The organism is Lysobacter yangpyeongensis, assembly GCF_042655745.1.
GTDB classification, from domain to species: domain Bacteria; phylum Pseudomonadota; class Gammaproteobacteria; order Xanthomonadales; family Xanthomonadaceae; genus Agrilutibacter; species Agrilutibacter yangpyeongensis.
This window is the reverse complement of record NZ_JBHSNM010000001.1, coordinates 571,934-589,700: the sequence shown is the minus strand read 5'-3', so window position 1 is coordinate 589,700 and position 17,767 is coordinate 571,934. Positions and strand designations below refer to the sequence as shown.

Genomic DNA, 17,767 nt, shown 5'->3' with positions numbered 1-17,767 from the left:
CACCGATGAACGCCGGCGGCTGGTCCGCCGGCATGCGCAATGCCGTGGCCGCGCCGATCGTCGTCCTGGCGATGCTGGCCATGGTGGTCGTCCCGCTGCCGCCGATGCTGCTGGACGCCCTGTTCACCATCAACATCGCGCTGTCGCTGGTGGTGATGCTGGCGGTGGTCTACGTGAAGCGACCGCTGGAGTTCTCGATCTTCCCCAGCGTCCTGCTGATGGTGACGCTGCTGCGCCTCGCGCTGAACGTCGCCTCCACCCGCGTCGTGCTGCTGCACGGCCACGAGGGCGGCGGCGCGGCCGGCCACGTCATCGAATCCTTCGGCCAGTTCGTGATCGGCGGCAGCTACGCGGTGGGCATCGTGGTGTTCGCGATCCTCACCATCGTCAACTTCGTCGTCGTCACCAAGGGCGCGGGCCGCATTTCGGAAGTGTCGGCGCGCTTCATCCTCGACGCCCTGCCCGGCAAGCAGATGGCGATCGACGCCGACCTCAACGCCGGCCTGCTGACGCGCGAGGACGCGAAGCTGCGTCGCCAGGAAGTCCGCGACGAAGCCGACTTCTACGGCTCGATGGACGGCGCCAGCAAGTTCGTCCGCGGCGACGCGATCGCCGGCATCCTGATCCTGGCGATCAACCTGGTCGGCGGCCTGCTGATCGGCATGCTCCAGCACGGTTTGGGTTTCGGCGCAGCGGCGCAGACCTACACCACGCTGGCGATCGGCGACGGCCTGGTCGCGCAGCTGCCGGCGCTGCTGATCGCCACCGCCACCGCGATGCTGGTCACGCGCTCCACCGGCGAACAGGAAATGGGCTCGGCCGTGTCGCGCCAGTTGTTCGGCCACCAGCGCGCCCTGACCGTCGCCGCGGCGCTGATGGGCCTGATCGGCGTGGTGCCGGGCATGCCGAACATTCCCTTCCTGCTGCTGGCCGGCGTGCTCGGCTTCGCCGCGTGGAAGCTGCGCCAGCGGGCGCTGCGCGAAGCCGATGCGCCGCAGGCCGACAGCACCGCGCAGGTCGTCGATCCGGCCGCCGCCGAACTGAGCTGGGACGAGATCCGCCCGGTTGAACCGCTCGCGCTGGAAGTCGGCTACCGCCTGATCGCGCTGGTCGACAAGGCGCAGGGCGGACAACTGCTCGCGCGCCTCAAGGGCGTGCGCCGCAAGCTCACCCAGGACGTCGGTTTCCTCATTCCCGCCGTGCACGTGCGCGACAACCTGGAGCTCGCGCCCAACCACTACCGCGTGCTGGTGCACGGCGTTCCGGTCGCCAGTGGCGAACTACATCCCGACCGCGAACTCGCGCTGGATCCGGGCCGCGTGTTCGGGCCGGTCGAAGGCATCCCCGGCAAGGATCCCGCCTTCGGCCTCGATGCTGTCTGGATCAATCCCAACCAGCGCGCCCATGCCGAATCGCTGGGGTACACCGTGGTCGATGCGGCCACGGTGGTCGCCACGCATCTGTCGCACCTGGTCCGCGAGAAGGCCGCCGAGCTGCTCGGTCACGAAGAAGTCCAGCACCTGCTGACGACTCTCGGACGCAACGCGCCCAAGCTCGTCGAGGATTTGACGCCCAAGCTGCTGCCGCTGTCGGTGGTGGTGAAGGTGCTGCAGTCGCTGCTGGCCGAGCGCGTGCCCGTGCGGCAGCTGCGGCAGATCGTGGAAGCGCTGCTGGAACACGGCGCGCACACGCAGGACCCGGCGTTGCTCACCGCCGCGGTGCGCACCGCGCTGGGCCGGTTCATCGTCCAGGAACTCAACGGCCTCGCGCCGGAACTCCCCGTCTACACCCTGGCACCGGCCCTGGAACGGGTGTTGCAGGAGTCGGTCAGCGGCCAGGGCGCCGCGCTGGAACCCGGACTCGCCGAGCGACTTCACCAGAACCTCAGCGAATGCGTGGCCCGGCAGGAAAGCCGCGGCGAACCCGCGGTCCTGCTGGTCCCCGGCGGGATCCGTGCGGCGATCGCCCGGCTGGTACGCCACAGCATCCCGTCGATGTCGGTGCTGGCCTACGGCGAGGTGCCGGAGGACAAGCGGCTGAGGTTGGTGGGGGCGATTGGCTGATCCGAAAAGCGGGAACAGGGAACGGGAAAGCAACAGCAACTTCACTACCTGACGGCATGAAGACAGAAGACCGTGAGCAAAGACCGATGAACACAAACACCTTTCCGTCCGACGCCCCACCCGTCGTTTCTCACCTTCCGCTTCCCCGTTCCCTGTTCCCCGTTCCCGCCTTCTGAGTCTTCCCCATGCGCATCAAACGCTTCACCGCCCCCGACATGCGCACCGCGCTGCGCATGGTGCGCGAGGAACAGGGTCCCGATGCGGTCATCCTGTCCAATCGCGCGACGGACGACGGCATCGAGATCGTCGCCGCGACCGATTACGACGAAGCACTCGCCGCGCAGGCGCTGCGCGCCGCGGTGCCGGGCCTGGATACATTCGCGCCTGCGACCGTGGTCAACGTCAGTTCGCGCGCGATGGCGGCGCAGTCGGCGAACGCGCCGGCAAACACGCTGGCGAACGCACCCGTCGAAACGCGCGCGCCCGCTGGCGCCCGCCAGGCGTCTGAACCCGCCGCCGAACCTGCAATCGCTGCTGCCGTCGCTGCGCCCGCCTTCGCCGCTACGAACGTGCGCGAATCGGTCGCGCCGCGCGAATCGCTGATCACCCGCGCCCGCGCGATCTTCCGCATCGGCGATGGGCCGGACGCAGGCGAAGGTCCGACGCTTGCCGAACTCACCGCCGCTTCGGTTCCGCAGTCCGCACCCGCGACGGCCGCGCCGCGTCGCGCCGACTCCGGTTCGCGCTTCGAGGAGATGGTGGCGGCGTTCAATCCGCCGACTGCCACGCCCGCCGCGCCGGCGCAGGAAACGCCTGGCGTCGATGCAACGCCGGCATGCGCCGAGAGCGAGGCCGCGCGCTGCGAATCGAACATCACAGCGGATACGCGCAGCATCGAAGCAACCTCTTCCGCGATCCGCGACGCCGCGCTCGTCGCGCCCGCCGAAAGCGACGCCGACTACCTGATCGCGCTCGCCACCGGCATCGCCACGCCCGCTGCCGACACCGCCGGCACGGTCGCGCCGGTCGAAGCCGTCGCATCGTCCTCGCGCACCCTGCATGCAGTCGCGGGCGACAAGGCCGAAACCGATCCGTCCATCCTCGCCATGCGCCGCGAACTGGCGACGATGCGCCAGCTGATGGAACGGCAGATGGAACAGCTGTCGCTGGAACGCCTGCGCGGTTCGCCGGCACGCGCGGCCGCGTTCGAAACCTTGCTCGCGCTGGGCTGCGATCCGGCCATCGCGCAGAGCGTCGCCGCCGAACTGGATCCGCGCCTGCCGCCTGCCGACATGCTCGATCCGATGGTCGCCGGCCTGCTGCGCACGCTCGACATCGCGCACAGCGAGCCGATCGACGAAGGCGGCGTGATCGCCCTGGTCGGCCCGACCGGCGCCGGCAAGACCACCACCGCGGCGAAGCTCGCCGCACGCTTCGCCGCGCGCCATCGCGCCCGCGACGTGGCCATGGTCAGCATCGACCGCGAACGCACCGGCGCGCGCGAACAGCTGCACGCACTCGGCCGCCGCCTCGGCGTCACCGTGTGCGACGCGGAGAACAGCGACGGCCTCGGCCGCGCGCTCGACCAGCTCGTCGATTACCCGCTGGTGCTCGTCGACACCGCCGGCTACGGCGTGCGCGACCGCGCCCTGCTGCGGCAGATCCTGTGGCTGCGTTCGAGCAGCCGCCTGCGCAGCCTGCTGGTGCTGCCCGCCAACGCGAATCCGCACGACCTGGGCGACATCGCCCGCCGTTACCGCCCTGCCGCGCCCGAAGGCGTGGTGTTGACCAAGCTCGACGAATCCGGCCGCCTCGGCGCCTCGCTCTCCGTGCTCGCCCAGCACCAGCTGACGCTCGCCTACACCTGCGGCGGCCAGCGCGTACCCGAAGACCTGGAAGCCGCCACCGCGGAAGGCCTGGGCGAGGTCCTGTGCGAGCAGGTGCAGGAGCTGCGCGCCGGCGAAGAACACCTCGCCCAAAAGCAGGCCGCCCCGAAATTGGCACTGGAGAAATCGCCGGGTGCTGCCGTTAACCCCTTGGACCTAGAGGATCGCCATGCGTTCGCCTGATTCCATTCCCAGCACGCCGCACCATCCCGCGCCCCGCGTCATCGCGGTCGCCAGCGGCAAGGGCGGCGTGGGCAAGACGTCGGTGTCGATCAACCTCGCCGCGGCCCTGGTCAACGCCGGGCAACGCACGCTGCTGCTCGATACCGACCTCGGGCTCGCCAACGTCGACGTGATGCTCGGCCTGTCGCCGCGCTTCACTCTCGCCGATGTCTTCGCCGGCCGCTGCGAGCTGCGCGACACCGTGCTGGAAGGCCCCAACGGGCTGATGATCGTCCCCGCCGCGTCGGGCAAGCGCCACATGACCGAGCTGACGCCGCAGCAGCACGTCGGCCTGGTCCACGCCTTCAGCGAACTCGACCTGCCCATCGACACGATGGTGGTGGACAACGCCGCGGGCCTCGCCGATGGCGTGCTGACCTTCTGCCAGGCGGCGCAGGAAGTCGTGGTCGTGGTCTGCGACGAACCGGCTTCCGTCACCGACGCCTACGCGCTGATCAAGGTGCTCAGCCGCGAGCGCGGCGTCGCCCGCGTGCAGGTGCTCGCCAACCAGGTGCAGCATCCGGTCGAAGGCAAGCAGCTGTTCGACAAGCTCGAACGCGTCACCTCGCGCTTCCTCGACGTGACCCTCAACTACCTCGGCGCGATCCCGCGCGACGAATGGCTGCGCCGCGCGGTGCAGCGCCAGGAATCCGTCGTCGACGCCTTTCCGTCGAGCCCGTCCGCGCTCGCTTTCCGCGACATCGGCCGCCGCTCGCGCCAGTGGCAATCGCCGGCCGCGCCGCGTGGCCACGTCGAATTCTTCATCGAACGCCTCATCGGCACGCCGGCGAACAGCCCGACGAGGAGCGCCGCCGCATGAACGCCAGCGCCGCCGCCCAATACCGCGCCAACCAGCAGGGCTCGGCGCACGACATCGTCGCGCAGCACGGCGAACTCGTGCGCCGTATCGCCCACCATCTCGCCGCGCGCCTGCCGGCGAGCGTGGAGATCGACGACCTGATCCAGGCGGGAATGCTCGGGCTGATCGACGCCGCGCGCAATTTCCAGTCCGACCAGGGCGCCACCTTCGAGACCTACGCGTCCATCCGCATCCGCGGCGCGATGATCGACGAGATCCGCCGCGGCGACTGGGTGCCGCGCTCGGTACATCGCCGTTACCGCGACCTCGTCGCCGCCACGCGCGACATCGAACAGCGCACCGGCAGCGCAGCTACTGCGCAGCAGGTCGCCGGCGCGCTCGGCGTGAGCCTGGACGAATATCACCACATGGTCGAGGACGCCGCGCGCGGACAGCTCGTCAGCCTCGACGCGCACATGGAGGAACACGACGGCGAACCGCGCCTGTCCGTGGCCACCACGGCGACGCCGGCGCGCGCCTTCGAGAGCGACGCCTTTCGCCACGCACTGGGCGATGCCATCGGCAAGCTGCCCGAGCGCGAGCGCCTGGTGCTGTCGCTGTACTACGAGCAGGAACTCAACCTGCGCGAGATCGGCGCCGTGCTGGCGGTGAGCGAATCGCGCGTCTGCCAGATCCACGGCCAGGCGATGGTCCGCCTGCGCGCCCGCCTCGGCGAGTGGCGCGGCAGCCACGACGAGGACGACGACGTCCTGCCCTGAGCCACCCGCATCCCAACGTTTTCGACCGCAACACGAGACCCCGCATGGACAAGAACATCCGCATCCTGATCGTCGACGACTTCTCGACCATGCGGCGCATCGTCAAGAACCTGCTCAACGACCTGGGCTTCTTCAACACCGCCGAGGCCGACGACGGCAACAGCGCGCTGGTGGAACTGCGCAAGGGTCCGTTCGACCTGGTGATCACCGACTGGAACATGCCGGGCATGCCGGGTATCGACCTGCTCAAGGCGATCCGCTCCGACGCGCAGCTGTCGAAGATCCCCGTGCTCATGGTCACTGCGGAAGCCAAGCGCGAACAGATCATCGAAGCCGCACAGGCCGGCGTGAACGGTTACGTCATCAAGCCCTTCACCGCGGCAACGCTCGGCGACAAGCTCGGCAAGATCTTCGAACGCCTGGGAGCCGCGGCGTGAACGCGGTGGCGTCCCCCGACGGGCTCGCCCTGGACGGACGCCTGGGCGACCGCCAGGCCGTGATCGCCTGCCTGCATGCCGCGCTCGACGCGCTGGAAGCCGACAACCATGCCGCGTGGCGCACGCACGTCGACGAACTGATCCAGTGGCGCACGCAGCCGCTGGTGCAGGGACTGGCCAGGCTCGCGCGCGAACTCGACCAGGCGCTGGGCAATCGCAGCGGCGCGGCGGAAGGTTCGCTGCCCGAAGCGTGCGCGCGCCTGGAGCACGTCGTGCGCATGAGCGAGGACGCCAGCCACCACACGCTCGACCTGATCCAGGAATGCGGCCTACTGATCGGCACGCTGCCCGCGACCTCCATCGATGAAGACGTCAAGGCCACCATGGCCGCGATCCGTTCACGCCTGTCGGAAATGACCGCCGCGCAGGGCTACCAGGACCTCACCGGGCAGATCATCCGCCGCGTGGTGCAACTGGTGCAGGCGGTGCATGCGGGTCTGGGCGATGCGGCCACCGCGACGTCGGGCGGCGAACCGCTGCATCTGACCGGCGGCGAAGCAGCGCGGCAGGGCTTCGGCCCCTCGCTGGCGGGCCTCGATGCCCCGGCGGCGACGCAGGACGACGCCAACCAGCTGCTGTCTTCGCTGGGGTTGTGATGGTGCTGGCGATGCTCGCTCCTTCTGCCCTGGCTCCTTTGCCCTTCGCGCGTCACTCCCGCGGCTTTCAGCGGACGAATGTCCGGTCAAGCGGGAATCCAGTGTCTTCGCCTCTTCCTTTCGCTCGTCATCCCCGCGGCCTTCAACGGACGAATGTCCGGTCAAGCGGGCATCCAGTGTCTTCGCCTCTGCTTTTCGCTCGTCATCCCCGCGAAAGCGGGAATCCAGTGTCTTTGTCTTTGCCCTTCGCCCGTCATTCCCGCGAAAGCGGGAATCCAGTGTCTTTCGCCGTGGAGGCAGGAAGGGAGAAGCAAAGTCACTGGATCCCCGCTTTCGCGGGGATGACGAGCCGGAAACTGCGTCCCTGGGGCCCCGCCTGCGCAGGAATGACGAGCCAAAAGCAAAGTCACTGGATCCCCGCTTTCGCGGGGATGACGAGCCGAAAACTGCGTCCCTGGGGCCCCGCCTGCGCAGGAATGACGAGCCAAAGGCAAAGTCACTGGATCCCCGCTTTCGCGGGGATGACGAGCCAAAAGCAGCCTTCGCGTGTCCCCACCTGCTCGGAGATGACGAACCTAAAGCAACGTCCATGGATCCCCGCTTTCGCGGGGATGACCAGCCGAAAGCCGCGACCGCTTGACCCCGTTTTCGCGGGGATGACGAATCAAAAACAACAGCCCTCAGGCCCCGCGTTCGCGGCGACAAAGACCCCAACGCAGGCAGCACCCACCGTTCCCCGGAACCGCGCGGCACATCGATTCCAGGAACGCACTCCATGAGCGCCCTCGCCTCCGACATCTGCGCCGACTTCCTGATCGAGGCGCGCGAGATCCTCGACCAGCTCGGCGAGCAGATGGTCGTGCTCGAACACGCGCCGACCGACCGCGACTGCCTCAATGCGGTCTTCCGCGGCTTCCACACCATCAAGGGCGGCGCGGGATTCCTCGATCTCGGGCCGATGGTCGAAATCTGCCACGCCGCCGAAGACCGCCTCGATGCCGCGCGCAGCGGCGTCGTGCCGCTGGACGCTGTCGCCTTCGACGGTGCACAGCAGGCGCTCGACCTGCTCGCCGACATGTTGCAGGCGGTCGCGTCGGGCTGTCCGCTCGACCCCGCACCGCAGGCCCTCGTAGCCTCGCTGCGCGCCGGCATCGGCGGTTCGCCCGCCGCGCCTGCGCTCGCGGCAAACAACACCGCCCAGGAAGCGATCGCGAAATTCGCCGCCGGTGGCGACGTCATCGACGATCTCGAATTCGAAGCGCTGCTGGACAGTCTGCAGGGCGCCGGCAATGCGCCCGCTCCGACATCGGCCGCACCCGCGCCGGTCGCACCGCAAGCGAATCGGCCGGCGAAACTCGCCGCCGTTCCCGCGCCCGCCGCGCACAACGACGCCGATGCCACCGTCCGCGTGGATGTGCGCCGCCTCGATGCGATGGTCAACCTCGTCGGCGAACTCGTGCTCGCGCGCAACCGCCTCAAGACCATCCGTCCGCGTCTGCGCGACGACGACCTCGATCGCGCGGTGGCCGCGCTGGATGTGGCGACCTCGCGCCTGCAATCGGCGGTGATGACCGCGCGCATGCAGCCGGTCGGCCGCGTCTTCGCCCGCTTCCCCAAACTCGCGCGTGACGTCGCGCGACAACTGAAGAAGAACGTCGAGCTGGAAGTCGTCGGCGCCGACACCGAACTGGACCGCAACCTCGTCGAAGCCCTGGCCGATCCGCTGGTGCACCTGGTGCGCAACGCGATCGACCACGGCATTGAAATGCCCGAGGCGCGCCGCCGCGCCGGCAAGCCCGAACAGGGCCGCGTGCGCCTGAGCGCGCAGCAGGAGGGCGACCACGTCAACATCGAAGTACGCGACGACGGCGCCGGCATCGATCCGGAAAAGATCCGCCGCAGCGCCGTGGAAAAAGGCCTGGTCACCGCCGAAGCCGCGGCGCGGCTGACCGGCGAGGAATGCCTGCAGCTGATCTTCCTGCCGGGCTTTTCCACCCGCAACGAAGTCAGCGACCTGTCCGGCCGCGGCGTCGGCATGGACGTGGTGCAATCGAAGATCCGCGAACTCAGCGGCCAGGTGCAGATCCACTCCGAGATCGGCGAAGGCAGCCGCTTCTGCATCCGCGTGCCGCTGACGCTGGCGATCCTGCCGACGCTGCTGGTGGAGATCGAGGGCGACGTGTATGCGCTGCCGCTGGTGCGCGTGGTCGAAGTGCTTATCCACGACCCGGCCAGCGCGCTGTCGATCGACGGCCAGCCGATGCTCGACCTGCGCCAGGAACCCATTCCCCTGCTGTGCCTGCGCGAATGGCTGGGCATGCCGCCGGCCGATCTGCCGCTGGTCACCGCGGTGGTGCTGCAGTCGGGCGAGCAGCGCTACTGCATCGCCGTGGACCGCGTGCGCGGCCGCGAGGAAGTCGTGATCAAGGCCCTGCCGCCGACCCTGCGCGGCCTGCCCGGTTACGCCGGCGCGAGTCTCGTCGGCGACGGCCGCATGGCGCTGATCCTCGACGTCGATGCGCTGCTGCGCACGGGTCTGCGCGAAGGCGCGCGGGGCGCGAAGCCGCAGGACGAGCGGTCAAGTTCGCTGCGCACGGGCCGATAACGCGTTCATATGGACAGACTCAGTGTCATCGGACTCGTACTCGCCATCACCGCCCTGTGCGGCGGCAGCGTGCTCAAGGGCGCGGGCCTGTCGGGCCTGTGGTCGCCGGCCGCCTTCGTCATCGTGATCCTCGGCACCACGGCCTCGATCCTGGTGCAGACGCCGATCCACACCTTCAAGCGCGCCATGGCCATGTTCCGCTGGGTGTTCCGCCCGCCGGCGCACGACCGCCGCGCGATGATCGCGCAGCTCGTCGAATGGTCCACCACCGCGCGCAAGCAGGGCCTGCTCGGCCTGGAAGCTCAGGTGCAGGCACAGCAGGATCCCTTCGTGCGCAAGGGCCTGCAGATGGTGGTCGACGGCATCGAGCCGGAAACCATCCGGCAGATGCTGGAAATCGAAATGCACGGGCAGAGTTCGCGCGACATGGCCGCGGCCAAGGTGTTCGAGGGCATGGGCATCTACGCGCCGACGCTGGGCATCATCGGCGCGGTGCTGGGCCTGATGGCGGTGATGAAGAACCTCGCCGACCCGAGCAAGCTCGGCCACGGCATCGCCGCCGCGTTCACGGCAACGATCTACGGCATCGGTTCGGCCAACCTCGCGCTGCTGCCGATCGCGAGCAAGCTCAAGGGCGTGGTCAACGCGCAGACCGAAGAGCGCGAGATGATCGTGGAAGGCCTGATCGCCATCGCGCAGGGCGAGAACCCGCGCAACATCGAATCGCGCCTCAGCGGCTACCTGTAGAGGGCGCGTTCGCATGGCCCGCAGGCACAAGCACGAGGAACACGCCAACCACGAAGCCTGGGCGATCCCCTACGGCGACCTGGTGACGCTGCTGCTCGCGTTCTTCGTGGTGATGTACGCGATCTCCTCGGTCAACGAGGGCAAGTACCGCGTGCTCGCCGACGCGCTGTCGTCGGCCTTCGGCGGGCCGCCGCACACGATGTCGCCGGTCCAGCTGGGCGAGACGCAGTTGCGCGGTTCCGCCTTCGACCGTCCTTCGATGCAGACCGCCGCTGCGAAGACCGGGCCGGCCTCGGTAAGCCCGGTGAGCCTGGTGCGCATCCGGCAGTCGCTGGAAATGCCGACGTACGGGCAGGCGCAGCAGCAGGCCGCTGCGCGGGCGCGGGCGAAGGAAGCCGCGATGGAGCGCGAACGCCAGCTCAACTCGCTGGGCCGGCAGATCCACGACGCGCTGTCGGAACTGGTGAAGCAGAACCTCGTCACCGTGCGTCGCGGCAACAACTACCTGGAGGTCGAGATCCAGAGCGACATCCTGTTCGCCAGCGGCGCGGCCGAACCCAGCAGCGTGGCGATGGCCACCGTGCGCAAGCTGTCCGCCGTGCTGCGCAACGAGCCCAATGCGGTGCGCGTGGAGGGCTACACCGACGATCGCCCGATCAGCACGCCGGTATTCCCCTCCAACTGGGAACTCTCTTCCGCCCGCGCCTCCAGCGTGGTGCACGCGATGATCGCCGAGGGCATCCAGGCGCGCCGGCTCGCGGTGATCGGCTACGGCGAATACCAGCCGATCGCGCCCAACGACACCGAAGCCGGCCGCAACGCCAACCGGCGCGTGCTGCTGGTGATCCTCGCCGCTCCCGCCGGACCGGATGCGATTCCCGAGAGCGGTCCGACGATCGCGTTCGAACCCGCACCCGCTGTGGAATCCGCACCCGCGGCCGCGACCGCGCCCGTGGAAACGCCGCCGTCGTCGCCTCGGCCCTACGGCGCGCACACCACCGTGCCGTCCTCCGCTACCGCCGCCTTGCCCCTGCGCGGCACCGCATCCAACGAACTGCGCGCATCCGTGGCAAGCGATGCCGCGCCGCAACCCGGAGCCGGCTGACATGCAGGTTTGGGCGATCGCCAACCAGAAAGGCGGCGTGGGCAAGACCACGACCACCCTCTTCCTCGGCCGCGGCCTCGCGCAGGCCGGGCATCGCGTGCTGCTGATCGACCTGGATCCGCATGCCTCGCTGACGCGCGCATTCGCCGTGCCTTCGGCGCCGCCACCGTCGGGCACGCACGATCTGTTCGGCAGCAGCGGCGCCACGCTCGCCTCGCTCGCGCGCAGCACCGACATCGAGGGCCTGAAGCTCGTCGCCGCGCAACCGGCACTGGCGACGCTGGAACGCCGTGGCGCCACGCAGCCGGGGCTCGGTCTCGCGCTCGGGCGCGCACTGCACGGCGCCCACGGGCTCTACGACTACGCCCTGCTCGACTGTCCGCCGACGCTCGGGCTGCTGATGATCAACGCGCTCGCCGCCGCGGATCGTCTGGTCGTGCCGACGCAGACCGACCAGCTCGCGCTGCACGGCCTGGCCGACATGCTGCGCACGGCCGAGATGGTGGAACGCTCGCGCCGCCGCCCGCTGCCGGGCTTCGTGGTGCCGACGCTGTACGACCGCCGCACGCGCGCGGGCATCCATAACCTCGATCTGCTCCACGACCGCTACGAAGGCCGCGTGTGGCCGCATGCGGTGCCAGTGGACACGCGGCTGCGAGATGCGAACGCGCTGACCGCCGCCGTGCCGCCTACCGGCCGCGGCGCCGATGCCTACCGCCGCGCACTGACGTGGCTGCTGGCGCAACCCGATGCCTCGCAACGGCAGGCCGCATGAACACGCAGCCTGCACCCGACGAAGTCGACGCGTATGTCGATGCGCTGCTGGTCGAGGGGCTCGACGACGCCGTGGTCACGCCATTCGCGCCCGCCGCAGCCGCGGCCGATGGTCTCGCCGTCATGAACGACCCGTCCGGTGCCAGCGACAGCGAGGTGAGCGCCGTGGACGAACAGCCCGTCGCTGCAGAACGCGCGGAGACTTCCATGCCATCGCCTCCCGCCATCGAACACGTACGACCCGCAACCGAAGTTCCCCCCGCGCCCCGACCTGCAGCGCCGGTGTTCAACGCCGACGCCTTCGCCCCGCCGCCGCCGGCGCCCACCCGCGCAATGACCCTGCTGCAGGCCTCCAACCGCTGGCTGCGTGTGGTGGTCGGCAGCGGCAGCTACGCACTGGAACTGCTGTGCGTGCAGGAAGTCGTGCGCGTCGCGCCGATCGTCGCGATGCGCGGCGCCAATCCCGCCGTGCTTGGCGTGATGAACCTGCGCGGCCGCATCGTGCCGGTGTTCGACCTGGGCCTCTGGCTGGGCACCGCGTGCGTGCAGCCGGACGAACGCAGCCGCATCGTGGTGGTGGAGCGCGACGACGAGCTGATCGGCGTGCTCGTCACCCTGGTCGAGGACGTGGTGACGCTCGGCCAGGACCGCATCGAACCCCCGCTGGCTGGCAGCAAGCCGGGACCGATCGTCGGCGTCGCCCGCGTCGGTGCCACGCCGACGGTGCTGCTGGATGCGGGGGCGTTGTTTGCTGTGTGAGACAAGCGGGAATGAAAAGCGGGAATAGGGAATGGGGAACGATGCATCGCCGGCCGGTGCGGGACTGCGTCGTTCCCTCTTCCCTACTCCCCCTTCCCGCTTCTGCTCCCCCTCAAGTCCCCGCCCCCCATGCCGTTAAACCGCATGAGCCCAAACGCCACACCGTCGCCATGACCGAGCTGACCCTGCAATCCGACCTGGGCATCGAGTGCGTCGCCGAACTCCAGGCCGCGCTGCAACCGCACCTGGAAGACGACAGTCCGGTCGCGCTCGCCGGCGAACACGTGCAGCGCGTCCACGCCGCAGGCCTGCAGTTGCTGCACGCCTTCGTGCGCGATCGCGCGGCGCGCGGCCACCAGACCACCATCACCCTGCCCTCGCCGACGCTTGCGGCGGCCGCGCGTCAACTCGGACTCGCGGTCAGCCTCGGCGTCGATGCACACACCGGAGAGCCCGCTTGAGCGCGCAACTGCTGATCGTCGACGACTCCCCTTCCATGCGGCAGATGGTCGCCTTCGCGCTGACTTCGGGCGGCTACACCGTCCAGGAAGCGGAAGACGGCCAGGCCGCCCTGGATATCGCCCGCACGCGCAAGTTCGACGCCGTCGTCACCGACGTCAACATGCCGCGCATGGACGGCATCACGCTGATCCGCGAACTGCGCCAGCTGCCGACCTACAAGTTCACGCCGCTGCTGATGCTCACCACCGAGTCCGGCGGCGACAAGAAGCAGGAAGGCAAGGCGGCCGGCGCCACCGGCTGGCTGGTGAAGCCGTTCGATCCCGAGCAACTGGTCGCGACCGTGCGCAAGGTGCTCGGCTGACGTGGAGCGGGCATGTCGGCGCGGTAGCCGCTAACGGCAACCGCGCCACGGCTTCCTCCCGCCCGCTGCGCCTGCCTTTGCGCCACACCTCTTCCTAGTCATCCACTCCTGGCCACGCACTCCACTCCATGGACATCACCCGCTTTCATGCCGCGTTCTTCGAAGAAAGCCGCGAAGGCCTGGACGCCATGGAGAGCGGCCTGCTGGCGCTGGAATCCGGGCGCAGCGACGCGGAAACGATCAACGTCATCTTCCGCGCGGCGCACTCGATCAAGGGCGGCGCGGCGACGTTCGGCTTCACCGCGGTCACCGACCTGACCCACCTGCTGGAAACGCTGCTCGATGAAGCACGCAGCGGCCGTCGCGTGCTCGATGCCGAAGCGACGGGCGTGCTGCTGCTGTCGGTGGATGTACTGCGCGGCCTGCTCGCCGGTTGCGAACACGGCGATGCGATCGACCAGGCGGGACTCACGCGCGCGCGCAGCAGTCTCGAACAACTGTTGTCCGGCGAAGCGAAGCCAGCCGCCACCCATGTCGAAGCCGAAACCGCCACGACTGCGGCCACGGGCGACTGGCGCATCAACTTCACACCCGCCGCATCGCTGTTCATGAGCGGCAACGATCCGCTGCGGATCCTGCGCGAACTCGGCAGCCACGGCGAACTGGGCGTCACCTGCCTCGACCAGCGCCTGCCCGGCTTCAGCGAGATGGACCCGTACGAGGCCTATCTCGCCTGGGACCTCACCCTGCCCGGCAGTGTGCCGCGCAGCGCGATCGACGAATCCTTCGCGTGGGTCGCGGACGAATGCGAACTCACGATCGAGGCCGCTCGCGCTGAAGCGGTACCTGCCGTCGTGTCTGCAGAAGCCGCCACCGAGGCCGACGCCGGCGCGATCGCCGGTCGCCGCGCCAGCGACCACGACAATTCCATCCGCGTCGCCGTCGCCAAGGTCGATGCGTTGATCAACCTCGTAGGCGAACTCGTCATCACCCAGGCGATGCTGCGCCAGCGTTCGGAACACCTCGATCCCGTCGCCAACGAGGCCCTGTTGTCCGGCCTGGTGCAGCTCGAGCGCAACACCCGCGACCTGCAGGAATCGGTCATGGGCGTGCGCATGCTGCCGGTGGAGTTCGCCTTCAGCCGCTTCCCGCGCATGGTCCGCGACCTCGCCAGCCGCCTGGGCAAGAAGGTGCACCTGCGCACCTCGGGCGAAGCGACCGAACTGGACAAGGGCGTGATCGAGAAAATCGTCGATCCGCTGGTGCATCTGGTGCGCAACGCGATCGACCACGGCCTGGAACTGCCCGAAGAACGCCGCGCCGCGGGCAAGGACGAAACCGGCACGATCACGCTCACCGCCGCGCACCAGGGCGGGCACATCATCATCGAGATCGGCGACGACGGCCGCGGCCTGGATCGCGAGCGCATCCTGCGCAAGGCCGCCGAACGCAACCTGCACGTGCCCGAGAATCCGACCGACGCGCAGGTGTGGGATCTCGTCTTCGCACCGGGCTTCTCCACCGCGGAAAAACTCACCGACCTGTCCGGCCGCGGCGTCGGCATGGACGTGGTGCGCAAGAACATCGCCGCGCTCGGCGGCCAGGTCGAGATCCGCAGCCAGAGCGGCGCGGGTTCCACCATTTCTATCCGCCTGCCGCTGACGCTCGCGATCGTCGATGGCATGTCCGTCGCCGTCGGCGACGAAGTGTTCATCGTGCCGCTCAACATCGTGATCGAATCGCTGCAGCCCGCGACCTCCGACGTGCGCACGATCGCCGGCGACGCCCGCGTGCTGCGCGTGCGCGAGGACTACCTGCCGCTGGTCAACCTCGCCGAGCAGTACGGCCTGCCCGTCGCTTCCCGTGCTGATGCGGGGCACGGCCATCCGATCGCGGTCGTCGTCGAGAGCGACGGCCGTCGCCTCGCACTGGAAGTGGACGAGTTGCTCGGCCAGCACCAGGTCGTGGTGAAGAACCTCGAAGCCAACTATCGCCGCATTCCGGGCGTGTCCGGGGCAACCATCCTCGGCGATGGGCGCGTCGCGCTGATCGTCGATGCCTCCGGCCTCGCGCAGTCTCCGCGTCTGGCTGCCGCCGCCTGACACCCACTACCGCACCCAATTCACGCATCGAATCGAGGAACCGCCCATGTCCCACCCGCATCCCAGTCCGCGCGGCGCCGCGACGGAGGAAACCAGCAACGAGTTCCTGACGTTCGCCCTGGGCAGCGAGGAATACGGCGTCGATATCCTCAAGGTGAAGGAGATCCGCGGTTACGACGCGGTCACGCGCCTTCCGGATGCGCCCGACTACATCAAGGGCGTGATCAACCTGCGCGGCACCATCGTGCCCGTGGTCGACATGCGCCTGAAGTTCCGCCTGGAACGCGCCGACTACACCGCGCTGACGGTGATGATCGTGCTCAACGTCGCCGACCGCGTGGTGGGCATGGTCGTCGACAGCGTATCCGACGTCGTGCGCCTCTCGGACGACCAGGTCCGTGCGGTGCCCGAGATCGGCGCGACGATCGACCGCCAGTTCCTCACCGGGATCGGCACGCTGGACGAACGCATGCTGATCCTGCTCGACATCGAGTGCCTGATGGGCAGCACCGAAATGGGCCTGGTGATACCCGAAGCGGCCTGAGGCCCACGCACCGACGTTCTCCGCACCAGTTGCTTCCGCGGCCGCGCTGCATCCGCCCGCAGACGTGCCGGCGGGCGCGATTCGACACCACGCAACGGCTTCCTCCCGGGGGCCGTTCTTCATTCGCGCGCAGAAGCGTTCCGCGGGCGCGACTCGAACATTCCACTACCGGCCGCCATGCGCGGCCGTTCTGCATTCGCAAGCGGCACGAACTCGTATCGAACGCACGTCGCCCCCCAAGCCCCCCCATCGAATGTCTTCGACACGCAGCGCCCGGCGTTCAGATTTTCCCGGTCCGGCCGATCTCCTGAGAGCTCGGCACGGCAGGACGCAGGCCGATTCCTCTTCCCTGCATTCCGCCGGAGTTTCGATGAACCCCCTTTCCCTGCGCGCCGCGTGCTTCTTCGCCTGCGCGAGCCTCTCGCCCGCCGCCGTCGCGGACGGACTGCCTTTCGATTTCTCTCCCACGGCCAACATCCAGTACGACTGGGCGCAGGTCGATTCCGATCGCATCGCCACCGAAGGCGAAGAAGGTTTCCGCCGTGCGCGCCTGGGCTTCCGCCTGAAGGATCCCGGCAAGCGCTGGCAGTTCGTCGCCGAACACGATTTCGCCGACCGCACGCCGCCCGATGCCTACCTGGAGCTCAGGCCGCGCGCGGGCCATTCCATCCGCGTCGGCCAGTTCAAGCAGCCGTTCACGCTCGAGGATGCCAACAGCGACAAGCAGACCGCCTTCCTCGAACCGTCCTTCGTCGGATCGTTCATCGTCAGCCGGCGCATCGGCGCCGAATACGCGCGCTTCGGCAAGCACGGCACGCTCAACGCCGCCGTGTTCGACCAGCGCCTCGACGGCACCAGCGAATCGCGCGGCGCGAGCCTGCGCGGCACCTGGCTGCTGCATTCGGACAAGACCGGCGCCGCCCATGTCGGCATGAGCCTGTCCAGCGAATCGCCGCGCAACGAACGCGCGTCCTTCAGCGCCAATCCCGGCACCACGTTCACCACGCTGAAGTCGGTGTCGACCGGTGCGCTGGCCGACGTTGACCGCCTGGATCGCGCCGCGGTGGAAGGCGTGTGGCTGCGGCGCAACTGGTCGCTGCAGGGCGAAGCGGCGCAGGTCGTCGCGCATCGCGGTGCGGGCCTGGCGGATTTCCACGGCAACGCCAGCAGCGCGCTGCTGACCTGGTCGCCCACCGGCGCGGCACGCACCTACAAGCGCGGCATCGCCGCCGCGCCTTCGGCCGACGACGCGATGGCCTGGGAACTGGCGCTGCGATGGAGCGCGATCGATCTCGACGACGGTGCCGTCGCCGGCGGCCACGCCGAAAGCCTCGGCTTCGCCGCCACCTGCTACTTCAACTCGAACGTGCGGCTGATCGCGAACATCGTTCGCGTCGATTCGGCCCGTCGCGGCATCCACGACGATCCGCTGGTCGTGGGCACCCGCATCCAGTACACCTACTGAT

At 69.0% G+C, this 17,767-nt stretch carries 16 protein-coding genes; all 16 read left to right on the top strand.

Annotated features, from left to right (window positions below):
- Positions 1-5: 5 nt before the first annotated feature.
- Complete coding sequence (gene flhA / locus ACFPN1_RS02660) at positions 6-2,063, top strand: flagellar biosynthesis protein FlhA (RefSeq protein WP_386754010.1); 2,058 nt, start codon at positions 6-8, stop codon at positions 2,061-2,063.
- A 185-nt stretch (positions 2,064-2,248) separates the two neighbouring features.
- Positions 2,249-4,132 carry a flagellar biosynthesis protein FlhF gene (gene flhF, locus ACFPN1_RS02655; RefSeq protein ID WP_386752744.1) on the top strand — a complete coding sequence of 628 codons (1,884 nt, stop codon included), beginning with the start codon at positions 2,249-2,251 and terminating at the stop codon, positions 4,130-4,132.
- Positions 4,119-4,991 (top strand): MinD/ParA family protein, encoded by an 873-nt coding sequence (locus ACFPN1_RS02650; RefSeq protein WP_386752742.1) that lies wholly within the window; start codon positions 4,119-4,121, stop codon positions 4,989-4,991. The genes flhF and ACFPN1_RS02650 overlap by 14 nt, the downstream gene beginning before the upstream one ends.
- The gene (locus tag ACFPN1_RS02645; RefSeq protein ID WP_386752740.1) at positions 4,988-5,749 is read left to right on the top strand and encodes an RNA polymerase sigma factor FliA; all 762 of its coding nucleotides are present in this window, start codon (positions 4,988-4,990) and stop codon (positions 5,747-5,749) included. Before ACFPN1_RS02650 ends, ACFPN1_RS02645 begins: the two co-directional genes overlap by 4 nt.
- A 44-nt stretch (positions 5,750-5,793) precedes the next feature.
- Entirely contained in the window at positions 5,794-6,186 is a 393-nt protein-coding gene (gene cheY, locus ACFPN1_RS02640; protein WP_386752738.1) for a chemotaxis response regulator CheY, read from the top strand.
- Positions 6,183-6,842: a protein phosphatase CheZ gene (locus ACFPN1_RS02635; protein WP_386752736.1), complete on the top strand. Its 660-nt coding sequence runs from the start codon at positions 6,183-6,185 to the stop codon at positions 6,840-6,842. The genes cheY and ACFPN1_RS02635 overlap by 4 nt, the downstream gene beginning before the upstream one ends.
- 775 nt (positions 6,843-7,617) lie before the next feature.
- Positions 7,618-9,447, top strand: coding sequence for a chemotaxis protein CheA (locus ACFPN1_RS02630; RefSeq protein WP_386752734.1), 1,830 nt, complete (start codon positions 7,618-7,620; stop codon positions 9,445-9,447).
- 9 nt (positions 9,448-9,456) lie between these two features.
- On the top strand, positions 9,457-10,194 hold the full coding sequence (locus ACFPN1_RS02625) for a flagellar motor protein (protein WP_386752732.1): 738 nt from the start codon (positions 9,457-9,459) through the stop codon (positions 10,192-10,194).
- 13 nt (positions 10,195-10,207) lie between these two features.
- Positions 10,208-11,299, top strand: coding sequence for a flagellar motor protein MotD (gene motD, locus ACFPN1_RS02620; RefSeq protein ID WP_386752730.1), 1,092 nt, complete (start codon positions 10,208-10,210; stop codon positions 11,297-11,299).
- Position 11,300: 1 nt separating this feature from the next.
- On the top strand, positions 11,301-12,074 hold the full coding sequence (locus tag ACFPN1_RS02615) for a ParA family protein (RefSeq protein WP_386752728.1): 774 nt from the start codon (positions 11,301-11,303) through the stop codon (positions 12,072-12,074).
- A complete protein-coding gene (locus ACFPN1_RS02610) occupies positions 12,071-12,832 on the top strand; it encodes a chemotaxis protein CheW (RefSeq protein ID WP_386752726.1) in 762 nt (253 codons plus the stop codon). Before ACFPN1_RS02615 ends, ACFPN1_RS02610 begins: the two co-directional genes overlap by 4 nt.
- A gap of 170 nt (positions 12,833-13,002) precedes the next feature.
- Positions 13,003-13,293, top strand: a complete 291-nt coding sequence (locus ACFPN1_RS02605; protein ID WP_386752724.1) for an STAS domain-containing protein — start codon at positions 13,003-13,005, stop codon at positions 13,291-13,293.
- The gene (locus ACFPN1_RS02600; RefSeq protein ID WP_386752722.1) at positions 13,290-13,655 is read left to right on the top strand and encodes a response regulator; all 366 of its coding nucleotides are present in this window, start codon (positions 13,290-13,292) and stop codon (positions 13,653-13,655) included. The genes ACFPN1_RS02605 and ACFPN1_RS02600 overlap by 4 nt, the downstream gene beginning before the upstream one ends.
- 128 nt (positions 13,656-13,783) lie before the next feature.
- Positions 13,784-15,757, top strand: coding sequence for a chemotaxis protein CheW (locus ACFPN1_RS02595; protein WP_386752720.1), 1,974 nt, complete (start codon positions 13,784-13,786; stop codon positions 15,755-15,757).
- A 46-nt stretch (positions 15,758-15,803) separates the two neighbouring features.
- Positions 15,804-16,301, top strand: a complete 498-nt coding sequence (locus ACFPN1_RS02590; protein WP_386752718.1) for a chemotaxis protein CheW — start codon at positions 15,804-15,806, stop codon at positions 16,299-16,301.
- A 370-nt stretch (positions 16,302-16,671) separates the two neighbouring features.
- The gene (locus tag ACFPN1_RS02585; protein WP_386752716.1) at positions 16,672-17,766 is read left to right on the top strand and encodes an OprO/OprP family phosphate-selective porin; all 1,095 of its coding nucleotides are present in this window, start codon (positions 16,672-16,674) and stop codon (positions 17,764-17,766) included.
- Position 17,767: the final 1 nt, after the last annotated feature.

Coding starts and splice junctions, on each gene's coding strand:
- flhA (WP_386754010.1), top strand. CDS start 6: ATGAACGCCGGCGGCTGGTCCGCCGGCATGCGCAATGCCGTGGCCGCG.
- flhF (WP_386752744.1), top strand. CDS start 2,249: ATGCGCATCAAACGCTTCACCGCCCCCGACATGCGCACCGCGCTGCGC.
- ACFPN1_RS02650 (WP_386752742.1), top strand. CDS start 4,119: ATGCGTTCGCCTGATTCCATTCCCAGCACGCCGCACCATCCCGCGCCC.
- ACFPN1_RS02645 (WP_386752740.1), top strand. CDS start 4,988: ATGAACGCCAGCGCCGCCGCCCAATACCGCGCCAACCAGCAGGGCTCG.
- cheY (WP_386752738.1), top strand. CDS start 5,794: ATGGACAAGAACATCCGCATCCTGATCGTCGACGACTTCTCGACCATG.
- ACFPN1_RS02630 (WP_386752734.1), top strand. CDS start 7,618: ATGAGCGCCCTCGCCTCCGACATCTGCGCCGACTTCCTGATCGAGGCG.
- ACFPN1_RS02625 (WP_386752732.1), top strand. CDS start 9,457: ATGGACAGACTCAGTGTCATCGGACTCGTACTCGCCATCACCGCCCTG.
- motD (WP_386752730.1), top strand. CDS start 10,208: ATGGCCCGCAGGCACAAGCACGAGGAACACGCCAACCACGAAGCCTGG.
- ACFPN1_RS02615 (WP_386752728.1), top strand. CDS start 11,301: ATGCAGGTTTGGGCGATCGCCAACCAGAAAGGCGGCGTGGGCAAGACC.
- ACFPN1_RS02610 (WP_386752726.1), top strand. CDS start 12,071: ATGAACACGCAGCCTGCACCCGACGAAGTCGACGCGTATGTCGATGCG.
- ACFPN1_RS02605 (WP_386752724.1), top strand. CDS start 13,003: ATGACCGAGCTGACCCTGCAATCCGACCTGGGCATCGAGTGCGTCGCC.
- ACFPN1_RS02595 (WP_386752720.1), top strand. CDS start 13,784: ATGGACATCACCCGCTTTCATGCCGCGTTCTTCGAAGAAAGCCGCGAA.
- ACFPN1_RS02590 (WP_386752718.1), top strand. CDS start 15,804: ATGTCCCACCCGCATCCCAGTCCGCGCGGCGCCGCGACGGAGGAAACC.
- ACFPN1_RS02585 (WP_386752716.1), top strand. CDS start 16,672: ATGAACCCCCTTTCCCTGCGCGCCGCGTGCTTCTTCGCCTGCGCGAGC.